This window comes from Zobellia uliginosa (genome assembly GCF_900156625.1).
In the GTDB taxonomy this organism is placed as follows: domain Bacteria; phylum Bacteroidota; class Bacteroidia; order Flavobacteriales; family Flavobacteriaceae; genus Zobellia; species Zobellia uliginosa.
The window spans coordinates 103,633-122,312 of record NZ_FTOB01000001.1 but is presented as its reverse complement, the minus strand read 5'-3'; the positions used below and the strand labels follow the sequence as shown (position 1 = coordinate 122,312).

At 42.1% G+C, this 18,680-nt stretch carries 15 protein-coding genes; 8 read left to right on the top strand and 7 right to left on the bottom strand.

Annotation, left to right across the window (positions count from 1 at the left end):
• Positions 1-19 precede the first annotated feature (19 nt).
• The 3 genes from BW980_RS00460 (at position 20) to BW980_RS00450 (ending at position 3,187) form a co-directional block, all read left to right on the top strand.
• The gene (locus BW980_RS00460) at positions 20-1,159 is read left to right on the top strand and encodes a Gfo/Idh/MocA family protein (RefSeq protein ID WP_076453017.1); all 1,140 of its coding nucleotides are present in this window, start codon (positions 20-22) and stop codon (positions 1,157-1,159) included.
• 173 nt (positions 1,160-1,332) lie between these two features.
• Complete coding sequence (locus BW980_RS00455) at positions 1,333-2,655, top strand: hypothetical protein (protein ID WP_076453016.1); 1,323 nt, start codon at positions 1,333-1,335, stop codon at positions 2,653-2,655.
• A 4-nt stretch (positions 2,656-2,659) separates the two neighbouring features.
• On the top strand, positions 2,660-3,187 hold the full coding sequence (locus tag BW980_RS00450) for a hypothetical protein (RefSeq protein WP_139327562.1): 528 nt from the start codon (positions 2,660-2,662) through the stop codon (positions 3,185-3,187).
• A 71-nt stretch (positions 3,188-3,258) separates the two neighbouring features.
• Here BW980_RS00450 and BW980_RS00445 read toward each other — a convergent pair whose 3' ends face one another.
• The 3 genes from BW980_RS00445 to BW980_RS00435 form a co-directional block, all read right to left on the bottom strand.
• Entirely contained in the window at positions 3,259-6,471 is a 3,213-nt protein-coding gene (locus tag BW980_RS00445; protein WP_076453014.1) for a beta-galactosidase, LacZ type, read from the bottom strand.
• A 109-nt stretch (positions 6,472-6,580) separates the two neighbouring features.
• On the bottom strand, positions 6,581-7,045 hold the full coding sequence (locus BW980_RS00440; protein WP_076453013.1) for an ASCH domain-containing protein: 465 nt from the start codon (positions 7,043-7,045) through the stop codon (positions 6,581-6,583).
• 128 nt (positions 7,046-7,173) lie between these two features.
• On the bottom strand, positions 7,174-8,877 hold the full coding sequence (locus BW980_RS00435) for a GMC oxidoreductase (RefSeq protein ID WP_076453012.1): 1,704 nt from the start codon (positions 8,875-8,877) through the stop codon (positions 7,174-7,176).
• Positions 8,878-9,032: 155 nt separating this feature from the next.
• Here BW980_RS00435 and BW980_RS00430 point away from each other — a divergent pair, with 155 nt between their 5' ends.
• The 5 genes from BW980_RS00430 to nadD all read left to right on the top strand — a co-directional run bounded on the left by BW980_RS00430 (position 9,033) and on the right by nadD (position 13,271).
• Positions 9,033-10,085 carry a sugar phosphate isomerase/epimerase family protein gene (locus BW980_RS00430; RefSeq protein WP_076453011.1) on the top strand — a complete coding sequence of 351 codons (1,053 nt, stop codon included), beginning with the start codon at positions 9,033-9,035 and terminating at the stop codon, positions 10,083-10,085.
• Positions 10,086-10,207: 122 nt separating this feature from the next.
• Entirely contained in the window at positions 10,208-10,963 is a 756-nt protein-coding gene (locus BW980_RS00425; protein WP_076453744.1) for a 3-keto-disaccharide hydrolase, read from the top strand.
• Positions 10,964-11,184: 221 nt separating this feature from the next.
• The gene (locus BW980_RS00420) at positions 11,185-12,042 is read left to right on the top strand and encodes a YicC/YloC family endoribonuclease (RefSeq protein ID WP_076453010.1); all 858 of its coding nucleotides are present in this window, start codon (positions 11,185-11,187) and stop codon (positions 12,040-12,042) included.
• Between the two features lie 27 nt (positions 12,043-12,069).
• Positions 12,070-12,654, top strand: coding sequence for a guanylate kinase (gmk, locus tag BW980_RS00415; protein ID WP_076453009.1), 585 nt, complete (start codon positions 12,070-12,072; stop codon positions 12,652-12,654).
• A gap of 32 nt (positions 12,655-12,686) precedes the next feature.
• A complete protein-coding gene (nadD, locus tag BW980_RS00410; protein ID WP_076453008.1) occupies positions 12,687-13,271 on the top strand; it encodes a nicotinate (nicotinamide) nucleotide adenylyltransferase in 585 nt (194 codons plus the stop codon).
• Position 13,272: 1 nt separating this feature from the next.
• Here nadD and BW980_RS00405 read toward each other — a convergent pair whose 3' ends face one another.
• From BW980_RS00405 to BW980_RS00390, 4 genes are all read right to left on the bottom strand, one after another.
• A complete protein-coding gene (locus BW980_RS00405) occupies positions 13,273-14,340 on the bottom strand; it encodes an amidohydrolase family protein (protein WP_076453007.1) in 1,068 nt (355 codons plus the stop codon).
• 175 nt (positions 14,341-14,515) lie between these two features.
• A complete protein-coding gene (locus BW980_RS00400) occupies positions 14,516-14,941 on the bottom strand; it encodes an STAS/SEC14 domain-containing protein (protein ID WP_076453006.1) in 426 nt (141 codons plus the stop codon).
• A gap of 98 nt (positions 14,942-15,039) precedes the next feature.
• A complete protein-coding gene (locus BW980_RS00395) occupies positions 15,040-15,984 on the bottom strand; it encodes a CAP domain-containing protein (protein ID WP_083690310.1) in 945 nt (314 codons plus the stop codon).
• 113 nt (positions 15,985-16,097) lie between these two features.
• Positions 16,098-18,347, bottom strand: a complete 2,250-nt coding sequence (locus tag BW980_RS00390) for an inorganic phosphate transporter (protein ID WP_076453004.1) — start codon at positions 18,345-18,347, stop codon at positions 16,098-16,100.
• Positions 18,348-18,680: the final 333 nt, after the last annotated feature.

Below are 18,680 nucleotides of genomic sequence, written 5' to 3'. Positions count from 1 at the left end.
TAATTAAAAGGATTACAAAATGCCAAAAAAAATCAGACTTGGAATTTTAGGTGGAGGAGGAGACTCTCTAATAGGTGTACTACATCGTGTAGCATCGCATATTAATGACAACTATCAAATAGTAGGAGCGGTATTCAACCCTGATTTTGAGCAAAATATGGCTTTTGCCAAGGAGATTGACGTGCCTACCGACCGTATCTATAAAGATTTTGATACGATGATCGAAGAAGAAATGAAGCTTCCTGAAGACGAGCGTATACAGGTTTGTTCGGTGTTGACCCCGAACTTTCTTCATTTTCCTATGGCATTGAAACTGTTGGAAAACGGGTTTCACGTGATTTGTGAAAAACCTATGACCACCTCATTGGAGGAAGCTAAAAAACTACAGGCCGCCCATGAAAAGGCGGGTACCGTTTTTGCATTGACCCATACCTATACCGGTTACCCTATGGTACGCCAAATGCGTGAAATGATCAAGAATGGAGAGTTAGGAAGGATCCACAAAGTAGACGCTGTGTATTATCAAGGATGGATCAACGAGATAATCCACGATCAAGAGAAACGTTCTTCGGTTTGGCGTTTAGACCCCAAAAAGGCAGGAATCAGTTCTTGTATCGGAGATATCGGGGTACATGCCTTCAATATGGTAGAGTACACCACAGGTTTAAAGATCAAGTCTATTTTGAGCGACTTCAACTATTTGTACGAAGACAACCAGATGGATGTTGATGGAACGGTTCTTATCAGAATGAGTGACCATGTTAAAGGGGTTATTCGAAGTAGTCAAGTAGCTACTGGTGAGGAAAATGGTCTTGGAATAGCTATTTACGGCGAAAAAGGGGCTTTCAGATGGGAGCAAGAGAATCCTAATTACCTGTATGTTCTGAGCGATACCAAACCTACACAGGTGTATAAGCCTGGGCATGCCTATAACAGTGAACTTTCATTAGGCGGAACCAAACTTCCTCCAGGACACCCTGAAGGTATTTTTGATTCTATGGCGAACATCTATTTAGGTGTGGCCAAAGCCATTAGGGGTGAGCAATACGATAGCGCGGAATACCCAACCATGACCGATGGTGTCCGGGGTATGAACTTTATCGAAGCTACTGTAGAATCGCATAAAAACGGTAATACGTGGGTAGAACTAGAAGACTGATAGTCTAAAGAAAATCCGCAATAAATAAGAACCCCCGAAAGTATTTTGCTTTCGGGGGTTTTTGTTTTTCTAAATATGGAATTTTTTAATTATTCTAAATTTAGTTTTCAGTTAACACTTAAATTCTTACTTTCATATCAGAATATTAACCTGAAAATTTAAATTTAACACGTGTGAAAAAGCTTATCTACTCAGTTCTCCTGATTTTTCTTTTTGTATTTCAAAGTTGCCAAAATGAAAACTTATCAGAAGATCAAGAAATTTCGACTGTCGCTGCAGATATAACAGATCAAGAGCCCAATAATTTTGAATTACAATCATGGACAATTGATGATATTCCTTCTTTGAAAGAGAATATTGAGTATAGTATTCAAAACAGTTCTATATCTTGGGGTCAGTCAGCTAATTCGGAAAACATTGTTTTAGATAGTCAGGGTATTTTACAAGTTCTGGATTCAATTGGAAATTATTCTTATGCGGTTAGAATGTATGTTCCTAATAGTCCATATAATGTATTTTATAATGTTGTCGTAAAAGAGGACAATCATGGAAATTTTAAACAACCAATAGTGTTGCGTTATGAGGTTGATGAAAGCTATTACCCTACTTATTCTAGTAGCGATCGAAAAGAAGCTCCTTTCCGAGGAGATATAGCTTATTACAATCTTGGTAGTTTTGCAAGTAGTTCTATTTCTGGAAAAGAGGCTGCCCCAGTTCCATGTGGTAGTATTTCTGTTGCCGGAACATCTGGTAATAATAGTAATGGTAGTAGTGGTAGTGGTAGTGGTAGTGGTAGTGGTGGTGGCTCCACCTCAACTGAAGGAGATAATTATACAAATATTTCAACACCAAGTTATGTTTACGTAGCAATTGATAGTGCGCCAAGTACTACACCTGCACCTACACCAAGTGTAGAAGTGGGTATAGGAAGTTTTGGGCAATTTGGTACAGATGGTGGTGGAGGCGATTCCGGTTGTACTGAAGGTAAAGTCCAAAGTGGGGCTTGTAAGTATTTAAGTAATGATTGTCCGGAAGAGGAATTGGTTTTTCCTATTAATGAGCCGGGAAATCCTATCTTTTTTGTGAATTGTGGGAGTTTTGAGTTTTATAAGCCACCTGGGTCTGCGGTTACCGCAGCGGCAGTAGATAATATGGAGGAAACATTTCATTCTTATCGACTTGTAAATGGTAGAGTTGACACTAAAGAAGTGTACGTTAAATTAAATCGAGTATATTTTACACTTCCTTCGTGGAGGCGCAACGGAGAAGCATCTAATATAACTGCTGAAGCCGTAACTGCTGCAAATCGTGCCGTAGAATTATGGTATTTAACTAACTTTGATGCAACAAAAGAAGATGTTAATGATACATGGATTAAAAGCTTAAAGGCAGCAATGAAATTTCGAGGAGGTCAAATATCTTATGTTGAACCTTTTAAAATGAAAAATGCGGGGATATATCAAACTAGTTTGTTAACTACCGGCGATTGCGATTAAGTTTATGAGAATAATAATTGTTTTAGTTTTATCGAATTTATTTATGAAGGTTCCCTTTTTTGATACATTGTTGGGTAAAGATATTAGTGAAGCATTGTCAATAGGTGTGACGCAAGTTACTGCAATGGACAATTTATACATGATATTGGAACCAAAGGTAGATTTTTTTGGAAAGTCAATTGGTCAAATTGGAGTTGAGACTTCTGAAGATAATACTATAAACAGTATAACCATTTTCTTTCCAGAAATTGTGGATACGTCATATTACAAAATAATTAGTGAGTATTATGGCTACACTAGTAACATCTTGGTCGTTGATGAAATATTACAAGAAGAATCTTCTGAAAAAACAAATGATGAAAACTTTACATCAAATATTAAAGAGCGTATTACGTCATTAAAAAAGGGCAGTATAGAGCATAAAGAAATTGACCATGTCCTTTGGGATAAAGATGATTTTCAAATACAATTACACTTTGGTCACAATAACAATAGAATGTATGTACGATTTGCTAATAAAATCTATAACTAAAACTAAAAATCTCCCTGAAAGTAAAATACTTTCAGGGAGATTTTTAGTTTACTTGTAAAGTTGATACAAACTTATTTCACCGGTTGTATCATAAAACTAAAAGATAAATTATCTGGTTTGATTTGATATGCTTCGTGTGGTAATAGTCCCCAGCTGTTATCGCCTCCAACACCCATTTGGCTGTAATCTATATTGATGTTGATGAGGTCTCTTTGAGGAATATCATAGGTATGGCGTTGTTGCTTTTCCATGCCTTCGTCAAAATCTGAGTTGTATTGGTTGTGGGCACTGAACCCGAACAGTCTTGGTGAGGAAATTTCGATTCCTTTTCCGTTCCCGTTTAAAAAGGATACCGTACGGATATCGGTTCGGTAGCCGTTTTCCTGTGGGCGTATATACTCAAAATATAAGTCCTTTACCTTTGCATGGTATATGCCTACCAATGCCGAAGTCTTTCGGTCTTGGTAATTTTCATGCGGTCCCCTGCCGTACCAGCTCACATTGTCATAGACTGGGTCTATAATAAAGTTGTTGCCAAAACGGGGCATGATCGGCAAACTACCCTTAATGTTGGAAAGGTCCGTACGCACTAGAATCTCTCCCTTGTTGTTGATTGCATAGGTCACCGTGGCTTCACCTTGTACGGAAGGCAGGCTGTAGGTGGCCGTAAGCTGTAAATCGTTTTTGATTTTAAACGGGTTCTTACTCAATTTTACGGCATCTATAACCTTCTTGCCATCGTTGGAGTTCAACTGAAAACGGGTCAAATTTTGAGTTGCTGTAGCTTCTTTCCATACCTGTAAACGTTTCGGCATATTGTAGCCATAATCATTATCGGTCGGCGCGCGCCAAAAATTTACGCTCGGTCCGTTTTTGATCAAATTGCCTTGGCCGTAATCGAGTGTGGTCAAGCTACCATCGGCACTATTAAAGCCGACTTCAAATCCATCACCTTTAATTTTTACGGTGCCGTCAATATTCGAAACTGAAAGTCCACTGGTTTCCATTTCAAAAACACTGGGGGTGTAATCGGTCAATTGGAATTGCTCATAGGCAACGGTAAAACCTTGTGGAACAAGTGGCGAGGCATTTTTGGTGGATGCGTAAACATTCAATAAATATTCCGCTTGATCATCGGTCAATGCTGGTAGGGTAACCTGAACTTCCTTAGATTCATAGGGTGCTATTGCTACATCGGCGATAGTTCCTGCCTTTATCTCAATACCGTTTTTGAACAATTTCCATGTAAAATTATACTCAGAAAGGTTCGTAAAATCATACTTGTTGGTGATGGTGATTTTACCTGATTTAGGATCCTCGGATTTAAACTTTATATATTGGTACACCTTTTTTACTTCATGTAGGGCCGGGTGGGCTGAACGATCAGGATTTACCAATCCGTTCAAGCAAAAATTATTGTCATGCTGAAGGTGTGAGGCGCCAAAATCACCTCCAAAGGCATAAAACTCCACGCCGTCTTCATTCTTGGTCTTTAGGCCCTGATCGACCCAATCCCAAATAAAACCGCCTTGTAGCACATCATACTTTTCAATAACATCCCAGTAATCTTGAAGGTTGCCAACGCTATTCCCCATGGCATGTGCGTATTCACATTGAATCAAAGGTCGCTTTGGGTCGTTTTCGGCATACTCAATGGTCTGCTCAATGGTGGCGTACATGGGCGCCTGAATGTCCGTATTGGTGTATTGAGTGGCGCCTTCGTATTGAACGGGGCGCGTAGCGTCTTGTTTTTTGAGCCATTCGTAAGTAGCGAAGAAATTTTCGCCGTTACCCGCTTCATTACCTAAAGACCAAGTAACAATAGAAGTGAAGTTTTTATCACGTTCGTACATACGCTCCGTACGATCTAAGTGCATGGCTTTCCACTCTGGTCTGTAAGCTGGGTGAATTTTCTTGGCCTCCTCATCATTATCGAGACCTTGGTTGGTGGTACCCATACCGTGAATCTCAATATTTACTTCGTCCACCACGTAGAAACCATATTTATCCGCCATGCGGTAGAAGAACTCATTTTTGGGGTAATGGCTGCAGCGTATGGCGTTTAAGTTGTTACGCTTCATTACCTCCATATCTTTAAGGGTTACCTCTCTGCTTATCACATGGCCTGTAGTTTCATCGTGGTCATGTAGGTTGGCCCCTTTGATGAGAACGGCCTGGCCGTTGACCAAGAATTGGTTGTTCTTAATTTCAATTTTTCTAAAGCCTATTTTTGAGCTTATGGCTTCAGAAACCTCACCTTTTTTGTCTTTTAGGACAAATAGCAAGGTGTATAAGTTTGGTTTTTCAGCGTTCCAGGTTTTTATGTTTGTTAGGGATTTTTCAAAATTTACCTCGGCTGATTTTCCGCTGAAAACCACATCTTTTTCCTCTGAATAAAGTACTTTGCCATGATCTAAAAGTTGTACGCCTACTTTGTATCCTTTTGCCTTTTTTCCGGTGTTTTCTAGTTTCAGGTTAAGCTTCAGTAATCCATCTTTATAGTCGTTTTCTAGGTCGGCTATGGCCCGATAGTCCTTAATGGTGGTGGTTTCGGTAGCGTACAGATAGACGTCGCGGTCAATACCGCTCAGACGCCAAAAGTCTTGATCCTCCATATAGCTGGCATCGGACCAGCGTAAAACTTGTACGGCCAAGGTGTTTTTACCTGCTCGGATGTACTTTGTGATGTTGAATTCTGCCGGGGTCTTGCTGCCCTCGCTGTAACCTACTTTTTGTCCGTTGACCCAAACGTACATAGCGCCGCTGACCCCACCGAAATGCAGGTAAATGTTCTTGCCGTTCCAATTGTCTGAAATTTCAAAATCACGTTTGTAGCTTCCTACGGGATTTTTGTCGTGGGGAATAAAAGGAGGGTTTTTTGGAAAAGGGTAGACGATGTTCGTGTAAATAGGAATACCGTGGCCTTGAAGTTCCCAATTGGAAGGCACGGGAATCGTGCTCCATGTGGAAGTGTCAAAATCGGCGGTTTGAAAATCAAGGGGCCGGGCCATGACATTGTCGGCATACTTAAAGAGCCAATCACCGTTTAATGAGCGGTAATAGGGTGAGTTTTCCCAACTATCGTTCTGTAGTGCGTTTTCGGGCGTTTTGTATCGATAGAACGAAGCCGTGGGGCTTTCGCGGTTGATTTGAAATATTTCGGGGTTTTCCCATTCGGGATTTTCCCATTTGGGCGCCTGGGCCTGAACGGAAATCGATAGGAGTATACCAAGAAACGAGAGAAATAGGCCGAATGAAGGCTTATAGGGAGTGGAGTTGAGCATGTTGGAGTTTGTTTACGTTGATACCGTACAAGGTAAAAAAACTTTGCAATAAATGGGGCTTCTGTGGTATCACAAAATAGCACAGCTTTTCAATTCCTATAAAAACCGGTTAACGGTCGAATATTTTTTCGAACTCTTGACAGACAATGATCATGCTCTCGTTTGGCTTGCGGTTGAAAGCGGCCAGTTCTTTGGTAAAGTAGTCCCAATGCACCTTTTTCCAATAGGCCAAGCTTTTATCGCCCTCACCTTCGCGTTGGGCATAGGCCTCGTCTATACTGAAATAGGGCCTTAATTTTACGGCGGTAGTTCTAACGATGCACTGTGCCTCGCCTTCCCAATTGGTTACGATCATAAAATCGCCAATCTTGGGCAATGGCTGTTTGCGGTACTGCAGACCTAACAACGAGTGGGAGGTGGCGCGTTTGATGCCTTTTTTGACCAGTGCCGCGCATTCGTTGGCATCTTGTTCGTTATTGCAGAAATGAACGACTTGCGGGGCATCGACAAAAGCATGTTCTAAATGTTTGTCAAGGTAATCTCCCCACAAATTTCGGGCTGAAGCGTTTTCCATATAGTTATTGCGGTTAGCTAGTTTTTCACGGTATTAGCGAAAAATTTAGGTTAACAATATACAAACGAGCGAACAATATTAGGTGATATTTTAGAATATCAGATTGATTTATCGGTCGTTATACATGATTATGAAAGTTTTCCGGACTTTAATTGTTCGGCGGCATGGTTAGCGGCCCTTGCCGTAAACGCCATATAGGTCAACGAAGGGTTGACACAACTTGACGATGACATGAAAGCCCCGTCCGTTACATATACGTTGGGAACGGTATGTAATTGGTTGTGTTTGTTCACTATTGACGTTTTGGGGTTATGCCCCATACGTGCGCCTCCCATTTCATGAATGCCCAAGCCCGGACCGGTTACTTCGTCATAAGGCTGTACATCTTTGAAGCCCGCCGCTTTGAACATGGCAACGATTTCCTTTTTAATGTCCTCGCGCATATTATATTCGTTTTCCTTGAACTCAACGTCAAAATCCAGTTGGGGTAGTCCCCATTTGTCTTTTTTGGTTCGGCTAAGGGTTACGCGATTATCGTCATAGGGTAAAAATTCGCCAAAACCGGTAACGCCAATTTGCCAATGCCCGGGTTTTAGAATAGATTCTTTTAGGTCTTTTCCGTATCCCATTTCTCCGATTGAGGCCGACCAGTCTTGTCTGCTGGCGCTGCCTTGGTAGCCAAAGCCGCGCAGGTAGCCTTCGCGTCTGGTCTCTTCGTTTAAATTGACAAATCTGGGAATGTAGAATCCGTTGGGTCTTCGTCCTTTGTAGTACTTGTCTAAATAACCGTCTACTTTTGCCGAGGCACCTAATTTGTAATGGTGGTCCATAATGCCACGGCCAAGTGCGTCGGAGTCGTTGCCCAAGCCATTGGGGAAACGCTCGCTCTTCGATTGCAAAAGGATACCGACCGATGCCATTGATGAGGCACATAGAAAAATCACTTTCGCCTTAAATTCAATCTTCTCGTTGGTTTCGGCATCGATAATCTTCACGCCAGTAGCCTTTTTGGTAGTGTCGTCATATATCACTTCATATACGATGGAATTAGGCCGTAGTGTCATATTTCCGGTACGTTCCGCAGCGGGCAAGGTAGAAGAATTACTGCTAAAGTATCCCCCAAATGGGCAGCCTCTCCAGCATCTATTTCTATTTTGGCATGTTCCCCTGCCTTCAAAATCGGCATTGGGGTCGGTGATATGTGCCGCACGACCGATGGTGATCAAACGGCCATCGTCAAATTTTTCGGCCACTGAGGCCTTAAATTCCTCTTCAACACAGTTCAGGTCCATTTTGGGCTGAAAGATACCATCGGGCAAGTGGGGTAGACCCAGATTTTCTCCACTTACTCCAATATATTTTTCCACCTTATCGTACCAAGGTGAAATATCTTTATAGCGTACGGGCCAGTCTACGCCTATACCTTCTTTTTTATTGGCTTCAAAATCAAGGTCGCTCCAACGGTAGCTCTGCTTGCCCCAGGTCAAGGAGCGGCCACCGACTTGGTAGCCCCTGATCCAATCAAAACGCTTGGTTTCTACGTAGGGATGGTCAAGGTCGTTCACGAAGAAATGCTTTGAATCTTCCTTTGGGGCCCAGCCTACTCGAGATTGGATGTGGTATTTCTCTTTGTCGGCCTTTGAGAGCTCGCCTTTTAGGGGGTAGTCCCAAGGGTCATCGTGCATGGTGGGGTAATCTTCGATATGCCGCACCATAGGTCCTCGTTCAAGTACTAAAGTTTTTAATCCGTTCTCACATAATTCTTTAGCGGCCCAACCACCGCTAATTCCTGTTCCGACAACAATGGCATCGAATATTTCTTCTTTATTCACAATAGTATTTCTTGTTTTAAACCTGATGTAATGCCTATATTTATAACTTTCCTAAGGCAAGTCGTTTTGACTATTTACGAGAATTAAATATAGGGTTTTTCTTTATAAGGATATACAAAAGGAAGAAACCTGTTACTAATACAAACAATAAAAGTATGAAAACAATTAAAGGACCCGGCGTATTTTTAGCGCAATTTGTAGACAGTAAAGCACCGTTCAATACATTGGACGGCATGTGTAAATGGGCTGCAGATTTAGGGTACAAGGGTATTCAGATACCTACATGGGAGAGTTTTTTAATAGACTTGGACAAGGCTGCCGAAAGCCAGGATTACTGTGACGAGCTTAAGGGAAAAGTAAATTCATACGGCCTTGAGATCACTGAGCTTTCTACACATCTCCAAGGTCAATTGGTCGCGGTTCATCCGGCCTATGACCTTATGTTCGATAGTTTTGCTCCCGATGCCGTAAAGAACAATCCGAAAGCCCGTACCGAATGGGCGGTAGACGTAGTTAAAAAAGCCGCTACGGCCAGTAGAAGGTTAGGTCTTAATGCCCATGCTACCTTTTCAGGGGCATTACTTTGGCATACATGGCACCCATGGCCTCAACGACCAGCAGGCTTGGTTGAAATGGGTTTTGAGGAATTGGCCAAAAGATGGATGCCCATTCTGAACCATTTTGACGAACAAGGTGTTGATGTGTGTTACGAAATACATCCGGGAGAAGACTTGCACGACGGGGATACCTTTGAGCGTTTTCTTGCCGCTACAGGAAACCATAAGCGTGTAAATATCCTTTACGATCCAAGTCATTTTGTATTGCAACAACTGGATTATATTGAATATATAGACCACTACCATGAGTTCATCAAGTCGTTTCACGTGAAGGATTCCGAGTTCAATCCAACAGGTAAGAAAGGGGCCTTTGGTGGTTATAATGATTGGGGTGATCGTGCCGGTAGGTACCGTTCTTTGGGCGATGGCCAAATCGATTTCAAAACTATTTTCTCTAAACTTACCCAGTACGGTTGCGATGTTTGGGCCGTAATGGAATGGGAATGCTGTATTAAGAGTCCTGAACAAGGGGCCCGTGAAGGAGCGGTCTTTATTCAAGATCATATTATCGAAGCTACGGAAAAGACCTTTGACGATTTTGCCGGTGCAGCTGTAGATAAGGAAATGCTCAAGAAAATTTTAGGGCTTTAGTCCAAAATTGAGTAGTGGACATATTTTTTTAAAATAATGAAGAATGTTTTCTCTTGTCTTCTGGCAAGAGAAACATTTTTTCTTCCGTATTCGAAAAACTAACACATAAATTATCAAGACCTATGAAGAATCTGTTACTTATCCTTTTTACCGCAGTTGTTGCCTTTGGATGTAAGGAAAAGGCCGAAAAAAAACAAGCGGAAACGGAAGCCGAAGTCGTAGCTGAGACCGAGGTGGAGAAGCCGGTTCAAGAGTGGACGGTTCTTTTTGACGGTTCTTCGTTTGACGGTTGGAAGGAATACAATAAAGAAGGAGTTTCCGAGAATTGGAAATTGGAAGATGGGGCCATGGTTTTCTATCCTCCAAAGGACAGAAAAAAAGGGGAGGCTTTTAATTTGGTCACTGAAAAGGAATACACCGATTTTGTGTTGTCTTTGGAATGGAAAATTTCCGAAGGGGGTAACAGTGGGGTATTTTGGGGCGTAAGTGAAAATCCTGAACTTTCGGAAGCATATCAGACCGGACCTGAAGTGCAGGTCTTGGATAACGAGAAACATCCCGATGCCAAAAACGGTACGACCCACCAAGCGGGGTCCCTATACGATATGGTGGCGCCTTCGGAAGATGTGACCAATGCCGTAGGGGAATGGAACACGATGGTGATTACCATAAACCATAAAGAGGAAAAAGGAAGTATTGCCATGAATGGAAAGCTTATCGTTGAGTTTCCTGTGGGAAATGAAATGTGGAAGGAAATGGTGTCAAAATCGAAGTTTGCTGACTGGGAGTATTTCGGAAAATTCACTACAGGAAAGATCGGCTTGCAAGACCATGGAGACCAAGTGGCTTTCAGGAATATAAAAATCAGGGAACTATAGTAGTTGCGCTCTAGGTTATTCATTGTATACCTTGCTTTTTTTGGGGAAGGAATGGTGTTTTTTAACTTGTAATGCGAACTAATTTCAGCCAAGAGGGCCATTTTTGAAATCATTCCGTGTTTCCTAGGCGCGATGTTTGTGGATTAAGGAGGGCAGTAATGGAGGGTAGGGGCTTCTACTTTCTGTAATTACGTTATATTTGCCAAAATTCGCAGCAATTTATGATTCAGTCCATGACCGGTTTCGGTAAGCATGTTATTCAGCTTTCGACAAAAAAGATTACCGTAGAGCTCAAATCCCTAAACAGTAAAAGTCTTGATTTAAATGCACGTATGCCTTCCGCATATCGTGAAAAAGAGCTAGAACTACGCAAAACTATTGCAAGTGCGTTGATGCGCGGTAAAGTCGATTTCGGACTATATATTGAACTTACCAGCGGTGAGACTTCGGCCGAGGTGAACGAGGCTGCCGTAAAAAACTACATGAAACAACTAAAGGCCATTGCCGATGGCGACGACCTAAAGTTGCTTGATATGGCACTTAGAATGCCCGATGCCCTAAAGACGGAACGTGAAGATATCGATGAGGACGAATATGAATCGATAAAACTTGCGGTTCAAGAGGCCCTAAAAGAGATAAATAAATTTCGTTCGGAAGAGGGAGAGGTACTCGAGAAAGATTTTCTTCAACGTATTGAGAATTTGCAGCAGTTATTGGAGCAGGTTGTGGTTATGGATCCCGACCGTCAGACCGATGTTCGCGAACGGTTGAACAAGGCTGTTAGCGACCTCAAGGCCGACCTTGACGCCAACCGTTTTGAACAAGAGCTTATCTACTACTTGGAAAAATACGATATCACGGAAGAGAAAGTACGTCTGGCCAATCATCTTGACTATTTTACGAGTACATTAAAATCAGATGATTCCAACGGTAAAAAACTGGGCTTTATAGCACAAGAGATCGGGCGTGAAATCAATACCATAGGCTCGAAGGCCAATTATGCGCCCATGCAGCAATTGGTAGTGCAGATGAAAGATGAACTCGAAAAAATAAAAGAGCAAATGCTTAATGTGCTCTAGGCAAGGCAATTCAAAATCAGTCAAATCATGAAAGGCGGTAAATTAATTATATTCTCGGCACCTTCGGGAAGCGGTAAAACAACCATTGTTAGACATTTGCTAGAGCAGCCCGAACTCAATCTTGCATTTTCGGTTTCAGCCACCTCACGGCCGCGTAGGGCCAAGGAAAAGCAAGGGGAACATTATTATTTTATGTCGATTTCAGAGTTTAAAAACCATATCAAGAACGATGATTTTCTCGAATGGGAAGAGGTGTACCGCGATAATTTCTACGGAACCTTAAAAACCGAGATCGAGCGGCTTTGGGCCGAAGGCAAAAATGTTATTTTTGACATAGATGTGGCAGGAGGACTACGTATCAAACGAAAGTTTCCGGAAGAGACCCTGGCCGTATTTGTAAAGCCGCCGAGTGTAGATGAGCTTAAGATACGTCTTAAAAAGCGCAGCACCGAAAGCGAGGATAAAATCAATATGCGAATAGCGAAGGCATCGGTAGAGTTGGCTACCGCTCCGCAATTCGATAAAATTATCAAGAATTATGACCTTGATACCGCCTTAAAGGAAGCGCACGAGTTGGTGGCTGATTTTGTAGGGGCGAAAATTGAGAAGTAGGCTAAAAGAAACAAAGGAAGCGGTTCTTGAATATGAAAAAAATAGGTCTCTATTTCGGCACCTTCAACCCTATACATATAGGGCATATGATCATTGCCAATCATATGGTGGAATTTTCAGACCTTGATGAGGTTTGGTTCGTGGTTACGCCACAGAGTCCTTTTAAGGCCAAAAAGTCCTTGCTCGCCGACAATCATCGCTACCAGATGGTGTACGAGGCTACAAAAGACTATCCGAAGTTGAAACCGAGTAACATAGAATTCGGCTTGCCCCAGCCGAACTATACCATCCATACCTTGGTTCATCTGAACGAGAAATATGGTTCAGACCATGCATTTTGCCTGATTATGGGAGAGGATAACCTCAAGGGCTTCCATAAATGGAAAAACTATGAAGTTATTTTGAGCGATTACGATGTATATGTATACCCCAGAATTTCGGAAGGGGAAATTGAGCACCGCTTTAAAGGACATCCCAAGATTCACAAGGTAGATGCTCCTATCATGGAAATCTCTTCGACCTTTATTCGCAAAAGCCACAAGGAAGGTAAGAATATCCGTCCCTTGCTTACCGATTCGGTATGGAAGTATATGGATGAAATGAATTTTTATCGTTAGATTATCGTTTTAGGAGCTTACGGCCGTTTTCATGATAGATCTTTTTCAGGGTTTCATCGTTGAGGTCAAGTCCGTTCAAAGGCCAATGATACGAAAAGTAATCCCAGGCATAAAAATGTTCATCGGCACTTTCCAGAATTTTAAAGGTAGTCCGGTACATGGTGTCGTCCATACCCATATCCGTTCCATATACCAATCGGTCTTTATATTCCTCAAAAAAGCGTTTTGTACGCCTGGGTACCGGTGCTACTTCGGCATATCGTGCTGAGATATCTGCATATAAATTAGGGTGTTCGTCCAATAGCTTGCCCAAAATTTCAAGGTCGTGACTGCAATTGGCCAAGTGGCATGCGATAAAGGTAGTACCTCGGTTGTTTTTGACGGCATTCGATAAAGAAGTCAGTAGTTCTTGATGGGAGAGAAGACCTTTTTTCGACTGATCTATTTTCCAGGTGTAGGCGTTCATTAGGCCGTCGTTCCTTTCATTCATGGGTAGGTACATCCAATAAGGGTCGGCAACATGTACGCTTACGGGCATGCCCAATTCGCCGCATCGTTTTAAGAGGGGCTGTATGCGCGGATCGTCTATATGTAGTCCTGGAGCCTCTGAGGGTTTTGAATAGAAAAGCCCTAGTCCCTTGTCACCCAATTCGCCCACACCCCTTGCGCCCTTGGCAAAGCACCTTTCAAGCTCTTTAATGGCTTTTTTAGTCCATCCCGGCTCATTGTACCCTGTGTAGTCAAAACCGCACCAGAGCTCGAACTGAGCACCGTATTGGGCATACATGTCATAGATACTATCGAAGCGTCGTCCTGTGGAGTAGGTGAGAATAATCGATTTTTCAATATTGTGTCCTTTCATGGTAGATACCCATTCTTCCAATTCCTTGACCGTGGCGGCATTGGGGTGTGCATGAAAATCGATGACAGGGTATTTGGCCCGTTCGATTACGGTATTGGAGGTATTATAAATGCTTTCGGGCCTAAAATCTTTTAACAATAGGTCGTCTTGTGCGGGTATGGAATGTACCACGGATAGAAGAAGGAGAAATAAGGACAGGTTTTTCATGAGAGCGGCTTTAGGTGAAACAATTGGTTGCGACTTGACCTTAGCGAACGGCGTTATAGGCCCTTTTCGCAATTAAGGGCGAAGGCTTGTCGATAAGGTTCAAGTCAAGCTTGACATCTCTGAAGTAGGAAGGCTGATATTAGTTTTGGGACCGAATCAGTAGGTGGTATTGAAACTAGGGACGAAAAGAGTGATGTTGATGTTTTTCCAGTTCTTCCTCGGCCCAGGCATAGGCTTCGTCTAGCTGAAAAAAAACACCGATCGGTCTTTTAATGAACATTTTTTCTAAATGGACGAGCATTCGCTGGTATTTATTTTTTGAAACTACGGCAAAGCCGATAAAGTTGGGGAACATGTCTACGACATCCTTGTAACCTACAGTATCCATGGAATACGAATTTCGTCTGTGCGATATATAGATTATAGGGGTGTCTCCATAGAACTGTTTGGCGAAACGAATGGGTTGAAGGGCATTCTCTTTAGTTACGTGCATGCCTTCTGCAAATTCTCCCACTAAAAAATTGGGGTAGTACCAAAACTTTGCAATGCCAAAATCACGTTGCGCCAATAGCTTGGTTCTGGCAGGAACAATTGTTTCCATAAAGTGTCTCTTTAAACAAGATACGATTTAAACGTTCGAAATCGATTGCGATGTTATAAATAAAACAAAAGTATGGGTTTTTTTATATTTTTTTCAGGTTAGTTATCCGGGTCGAACAAAGTTACCTCATATTCGTAGTCTTGAGGGGTGTCATCTATAAGGACATTTTCTATACTGACCTTGTAAGTGGCATCTTCCATAGTATCATAAACGTTTATATCAGGCCTCCAGACAATGGTTCTATCACCGTAAGCATCATCGAGTTCCTCGATTTCTAGAGGGATATTTGTGCCCTTAAGAGTTTTCATTTTGATGCTGGTTTGTGAGAAGTCGGCCTTGGGTATTGAGAAAGACCAACGTTCATAGGCCAAGTGTTTGGGTAGATAGCCTTTTGGTGGCCAAGCCACAAATTCGGGGGCGTCTTCAGGTGTAGTGCCGGGATTACCAAGAACCCATAAAGCATTATACTGACTGGTATTTCCAATGCCAATTTCCTGTAGTCTGGGCCATAGCAACCAGCGTCTATGTCCTACCGGATAGTTTTCCGAACCTTGGTCGCGCATATATGAATCAATGGCTACGGAATTTTTTGTAGAGGTAAGCAGTGAATTTCCGGCTCCTTCCTTTCCTTCTGTGGTAAAACATTTCCAGCTTTCCGGGGGGGAATGGTCCAAGGTGCCGTTTGCATGCATCATCAAAGCGGCCTGTTGTGATTTTTCACTTTTGGCAGGGTTTTCGGTAATGGTATTGTTAAGTCCCACAGCCTTTCTGAAATAATGGATCCGCATGATTAATTTGGTTCTGATATTTTCAGGAACACTACCGGCGTTACAACTTGGTTCATCGCCTGACCAAGCCACATCCGAAGCCTCGTTTTTTGAGGCTACGTAATAATCTTCGTAAAGTTTTTTGGCCGCCGCTCTTTCGGTTGGGTCAAGTTGTGACGTTAAGGTTTCGTCTTCTATGGTGTCTGAATCTTTACTGCATGAAAAAAATAGGGTCATACAGCAAACAGCAGGCAGGATTTGTCGTAATAAGTGCATTAGATAAGATTTAGTATTCTTATTTGCTAACGCATGAATCAGGGGAAAGGTATATTTTTTTCGATGAAGTGAACGTCGCTTTTAAAAAATTACCGTTCGTCGATTTTTTTTTACTAAATTTTAGTATTGGCATGTTGATCGTAGGTCTCCAGCAAGTTCATTGTAGCCACCAATAAATCTTTGGTCTCTAAGAGCAGGCTGAAATAGAGGGCCGTGTTTTTAGGACTTGATTCGTCGGTACGGGTGCGCTCCACTTGTTTGTGGATCTTCATGTCTACCTTCTTGAAGAGTTCTTGTTTGCCGATGATAAGTTCGGTAAGCTTTAAGAAATCCTTGGTCTCGAAAATCGTTTGTATATCGGTAAATAGCTGGTCTAGGTAACCATCGGTTTCCTTAAGGTCCTTAATTTGGTTGAACCTTAATTTTTTATGGTTGTTATGTACGTGCTTATATCCTGCTTTGGCAATATATTCCAAAGACTGGGTCATGTCTTGTAGATAGCTTAGTATGGCAATATAGAAGTTACTGGTGCTAACGCTAGATTCGTCTAGGTTCTTGATAAAGTAAAAGATATTGTCGCGAAGATCTTCTACCTCTTTATCGAATTTAGAGATTCCCTTCTTGCTTTTTCTCAAGGTCTCTATATCGTGTTTGGCCAGGCCGTCGATACTCTGGGTATATATTTTATTGGCTCTTTTTATGGCCAATGAAATGTTGGCCGCGCTTTCCTCTATTACGCCGATGATGGAATTGCTTTCAGCTCTTTCCAGTTTTTCTTCCAATTTGGTCTCCTTCATCTTCTTGGTGTGGGTCAGGTAGTTTTTTCCGATTAAGAAAGATGCTATGATCAGTAGTACGCCAATTGCCCATATTCCTCCTAAATGAATGATATAGGCTATTAGTGCTGCGGCGGTAAAGGCGCTAATGGCCGTAAAAAACCATCCGCCTATTACATTTAATACCCCTGCCACGCGATATACTGCGCTTTCCGCACCCCACGCCCTATCGGCCAAGGAACTGCCCATGGCGACCATAAAGGTTACATATGTAGTGGAAAGCGGTAGTTTCATTGAGGTGGCCAGTGAGATAAGTACGCTCGCTACCATTAAGTTGACGGAAGCCCGTACCAAATCGAATGCGGGAAGGTCTTGAACCCTGCTTTTGGGAACGTATACGTAAGGCTTCTCAAATCGGGTGTCCATCTTTCTTACGATGATATCAGGAATAAGGGCCGCAATATTTTCTGAAGCCTTTATTGAAAACCTAACAATTTGACGGGAGAGAAAGTTGGGTTGAAAACGCTCATCGCCTTCATCTTGTCGCGATAGGTCTACACTCGTTTTGACTACGTTTTTGGCTTTTGATGAAAACCAGAGGGTCACCACCATAATCATACCGGATAAAAGTAATAGGTATTGGGGAGTTTTGACGGCAGTGGACAATCCTTCCATGGTGTATACGTTGGGATCTATTCCGGAAGTGCTCCATGAAGTATATGATTCCAAGGCGGCCAAGGGTACACCGATAAAGTTCACCAAGTCGTTACCGGCAAAGGCCATGGCCAAAGCAAAGGTTCCCATGACAATTACTATGGTGTATATACTGATACGCGTTAAGGTGGTAATCATCCATGAGAGTAAAGTCCATACCACAAAGTTGCTTAGAATAAAAAGAAACTGTTTGTTGGCTATGGTCTCAAGAATTTCAGGGCTTAAAATTGAGGCACTCTTCAATCCCTTAACAAGAATGAAGTAGATAATCGAGGTCAGGGCAAAACCACCGAATATGGCACCTACCCAACTTGGTTTGTTCTCAAATTTAAAGGAAATCAGCAAGCGCGATATAAACTGGACCAAGGCTCCTACGGTAAAAGCTATGACCACCGAAAGCAAAATGCCCAGGATAATTTCTGTGGCCTTATCGGTGTTGATATACATCCAAAGACTTGAAGCGCCTTCGCCGTCCCCCATAATTTTCACCAAGGATACGGCTACCGCTGCCCCTAGAAGCTCGAAGACGATAGATACCGTAGTAGAGGTGGGCATACCCAAGGTGTTGAAAAAATCTAGAAGGAGAATATCGGTAATCATGACCGCCATAAAAATGATCATGATTTCGGCAAACACAAAATGTTCAGGGTTGAAAATACCTTTACGGGCCACCTCCATCATTCCGCTCGATGAAATGGCACCAAAGGCTATACCTATACTGGCCACGATCATGACCGTTCTAAAAGAAATAGCTTTTGACCCGATTGCGGAGTTCAAAAAATTCACGGCATCGTTACTTACCCCGACTACCAAATCGGTTATGGCTAGTACGGCCAATGCTATAATCATGAAAAGGTAAAGATTCTCGCCCATCGCTATTTAAATGTGCACAAAATTGGTATTATAATTTATTAATCACGTTAAAATAAGGTTATGAAGTGATCTTATCAGTTGTTTCAGGCATTGAAATTGACCCATAAAAACGGTGAAAAACGGTACGTTTTGCCCATATCTTTAAAACTGCTGATTTTTAAAGGTCTAAGCGATGGTAAATTAAGGTTTTTGTTACGATTTAATGGGAAGAAGGGCAGCATATTTATATGAAGTTATCCTTCTTAAACAATATTTGTGGTTCGTAAATCGTTTCTAATGTAAATTTAATGTTAAGTAATCATGTATTTAATGTAAATTTTGACTATATTTGAA

What these genes read in the sequence shown, in the direction of transcription:
- BW980_RS00405 (WP_076453007.1), bottom strand. Translation starts at nt 14,340, where the DNA reads ATGAAAAACCTGTCCTTATTTCTCCTTCTTCTATCCGTGGTACATTCC.
- nadD (WP_076453008.1), top strand. Translation starts at nt 12,687, where the DNA reads ATGAAAAAAATAGGTCTCTATTTCGGCACCTTCAACCCTATACATATA.
- BW980_RS00450 (WP_139327562.1), top strand. Translation starts at nt 2,660, where the DNA reads ATGAGAATAATAATTGTTTTAGTTTTATCGAATTTATTTATGAAGGTT.
- BW980_RS00420 (WP_076453010.1), top strand. Translation starts at nt 11,185, where the DNA reads ATGATTCAGTCCATGACCGGTTTCGGTAAGCATGTTATTCAGCTTTCG.
- BW980_RS00400 (WP_076453006.1), bottom strand. Translation starts at nt 14,941, where the DNA reads ATGGAAACAATTGTTCCTGCCAGAACCAAGCTATTGGCGCAACGTGAT.
- BW980_RS00425 (WP_076453744.1), top strand. Translation starts at nt 10,208, where the DNA reads ATGAAGAATCTGTTACTTATCCTTTTTACCGCAGTTGTTGCCTTTGGA.
- gmk (WP_076453009.1), top strand. Translation starts at nt 12,070, where the DNA reads ATGAAAGGCGGTAAATTAATTATATTCTCGGCACCTTCGGGAAGCGGT.
- BW980_RS00390 (WP_076453004.1), bottom strand. Translation starts at nt 18,347, where the DNA reads ATGGGCGAGAATCTTTACCTTTTCATGATTATAGCATTGGCCGTACTA.
- BW980_RS00440 (WP_076453013.1), bottom strand. Translation starts at nt 7,045, where the DNA reads ATGGAAAACGCTTCAGCCCGAAATTTGTGGGGAGATTACCTTGACAAA.
- BW980_RS00460 (WP_076453017.1), top strand. Translation starts at nt 20, where the DNA reads ATGCCAAAAAAAATCAGACTTGGAATTTTAGGTGGAGGAGGAGACTCT.
- BW980_RS00445 (WP_076453014.1), bottom strand. Translation starts at nt 6,471, where the DNA reads ATGCTCAACTCCACTCCCTATAAGCCTTCATTCGGCCTATTTCTCTCG.
- BW980_RS00395 (WP_083690310.1), bottom strand. Translation starts at nt 15,984, where the DNA reads ATGCACTTATTACGACAAATCCTGCCTGCTGTTTGCTGTATGACCCTA.
- BW980_RS00430 (WP_076453011.1), top strand. Translation starts at nt 9,033, where the DNA reads ATGAAAACAATTAAAGGACCCGGCGTATTTTTAGCGCAATTTGTAGAC.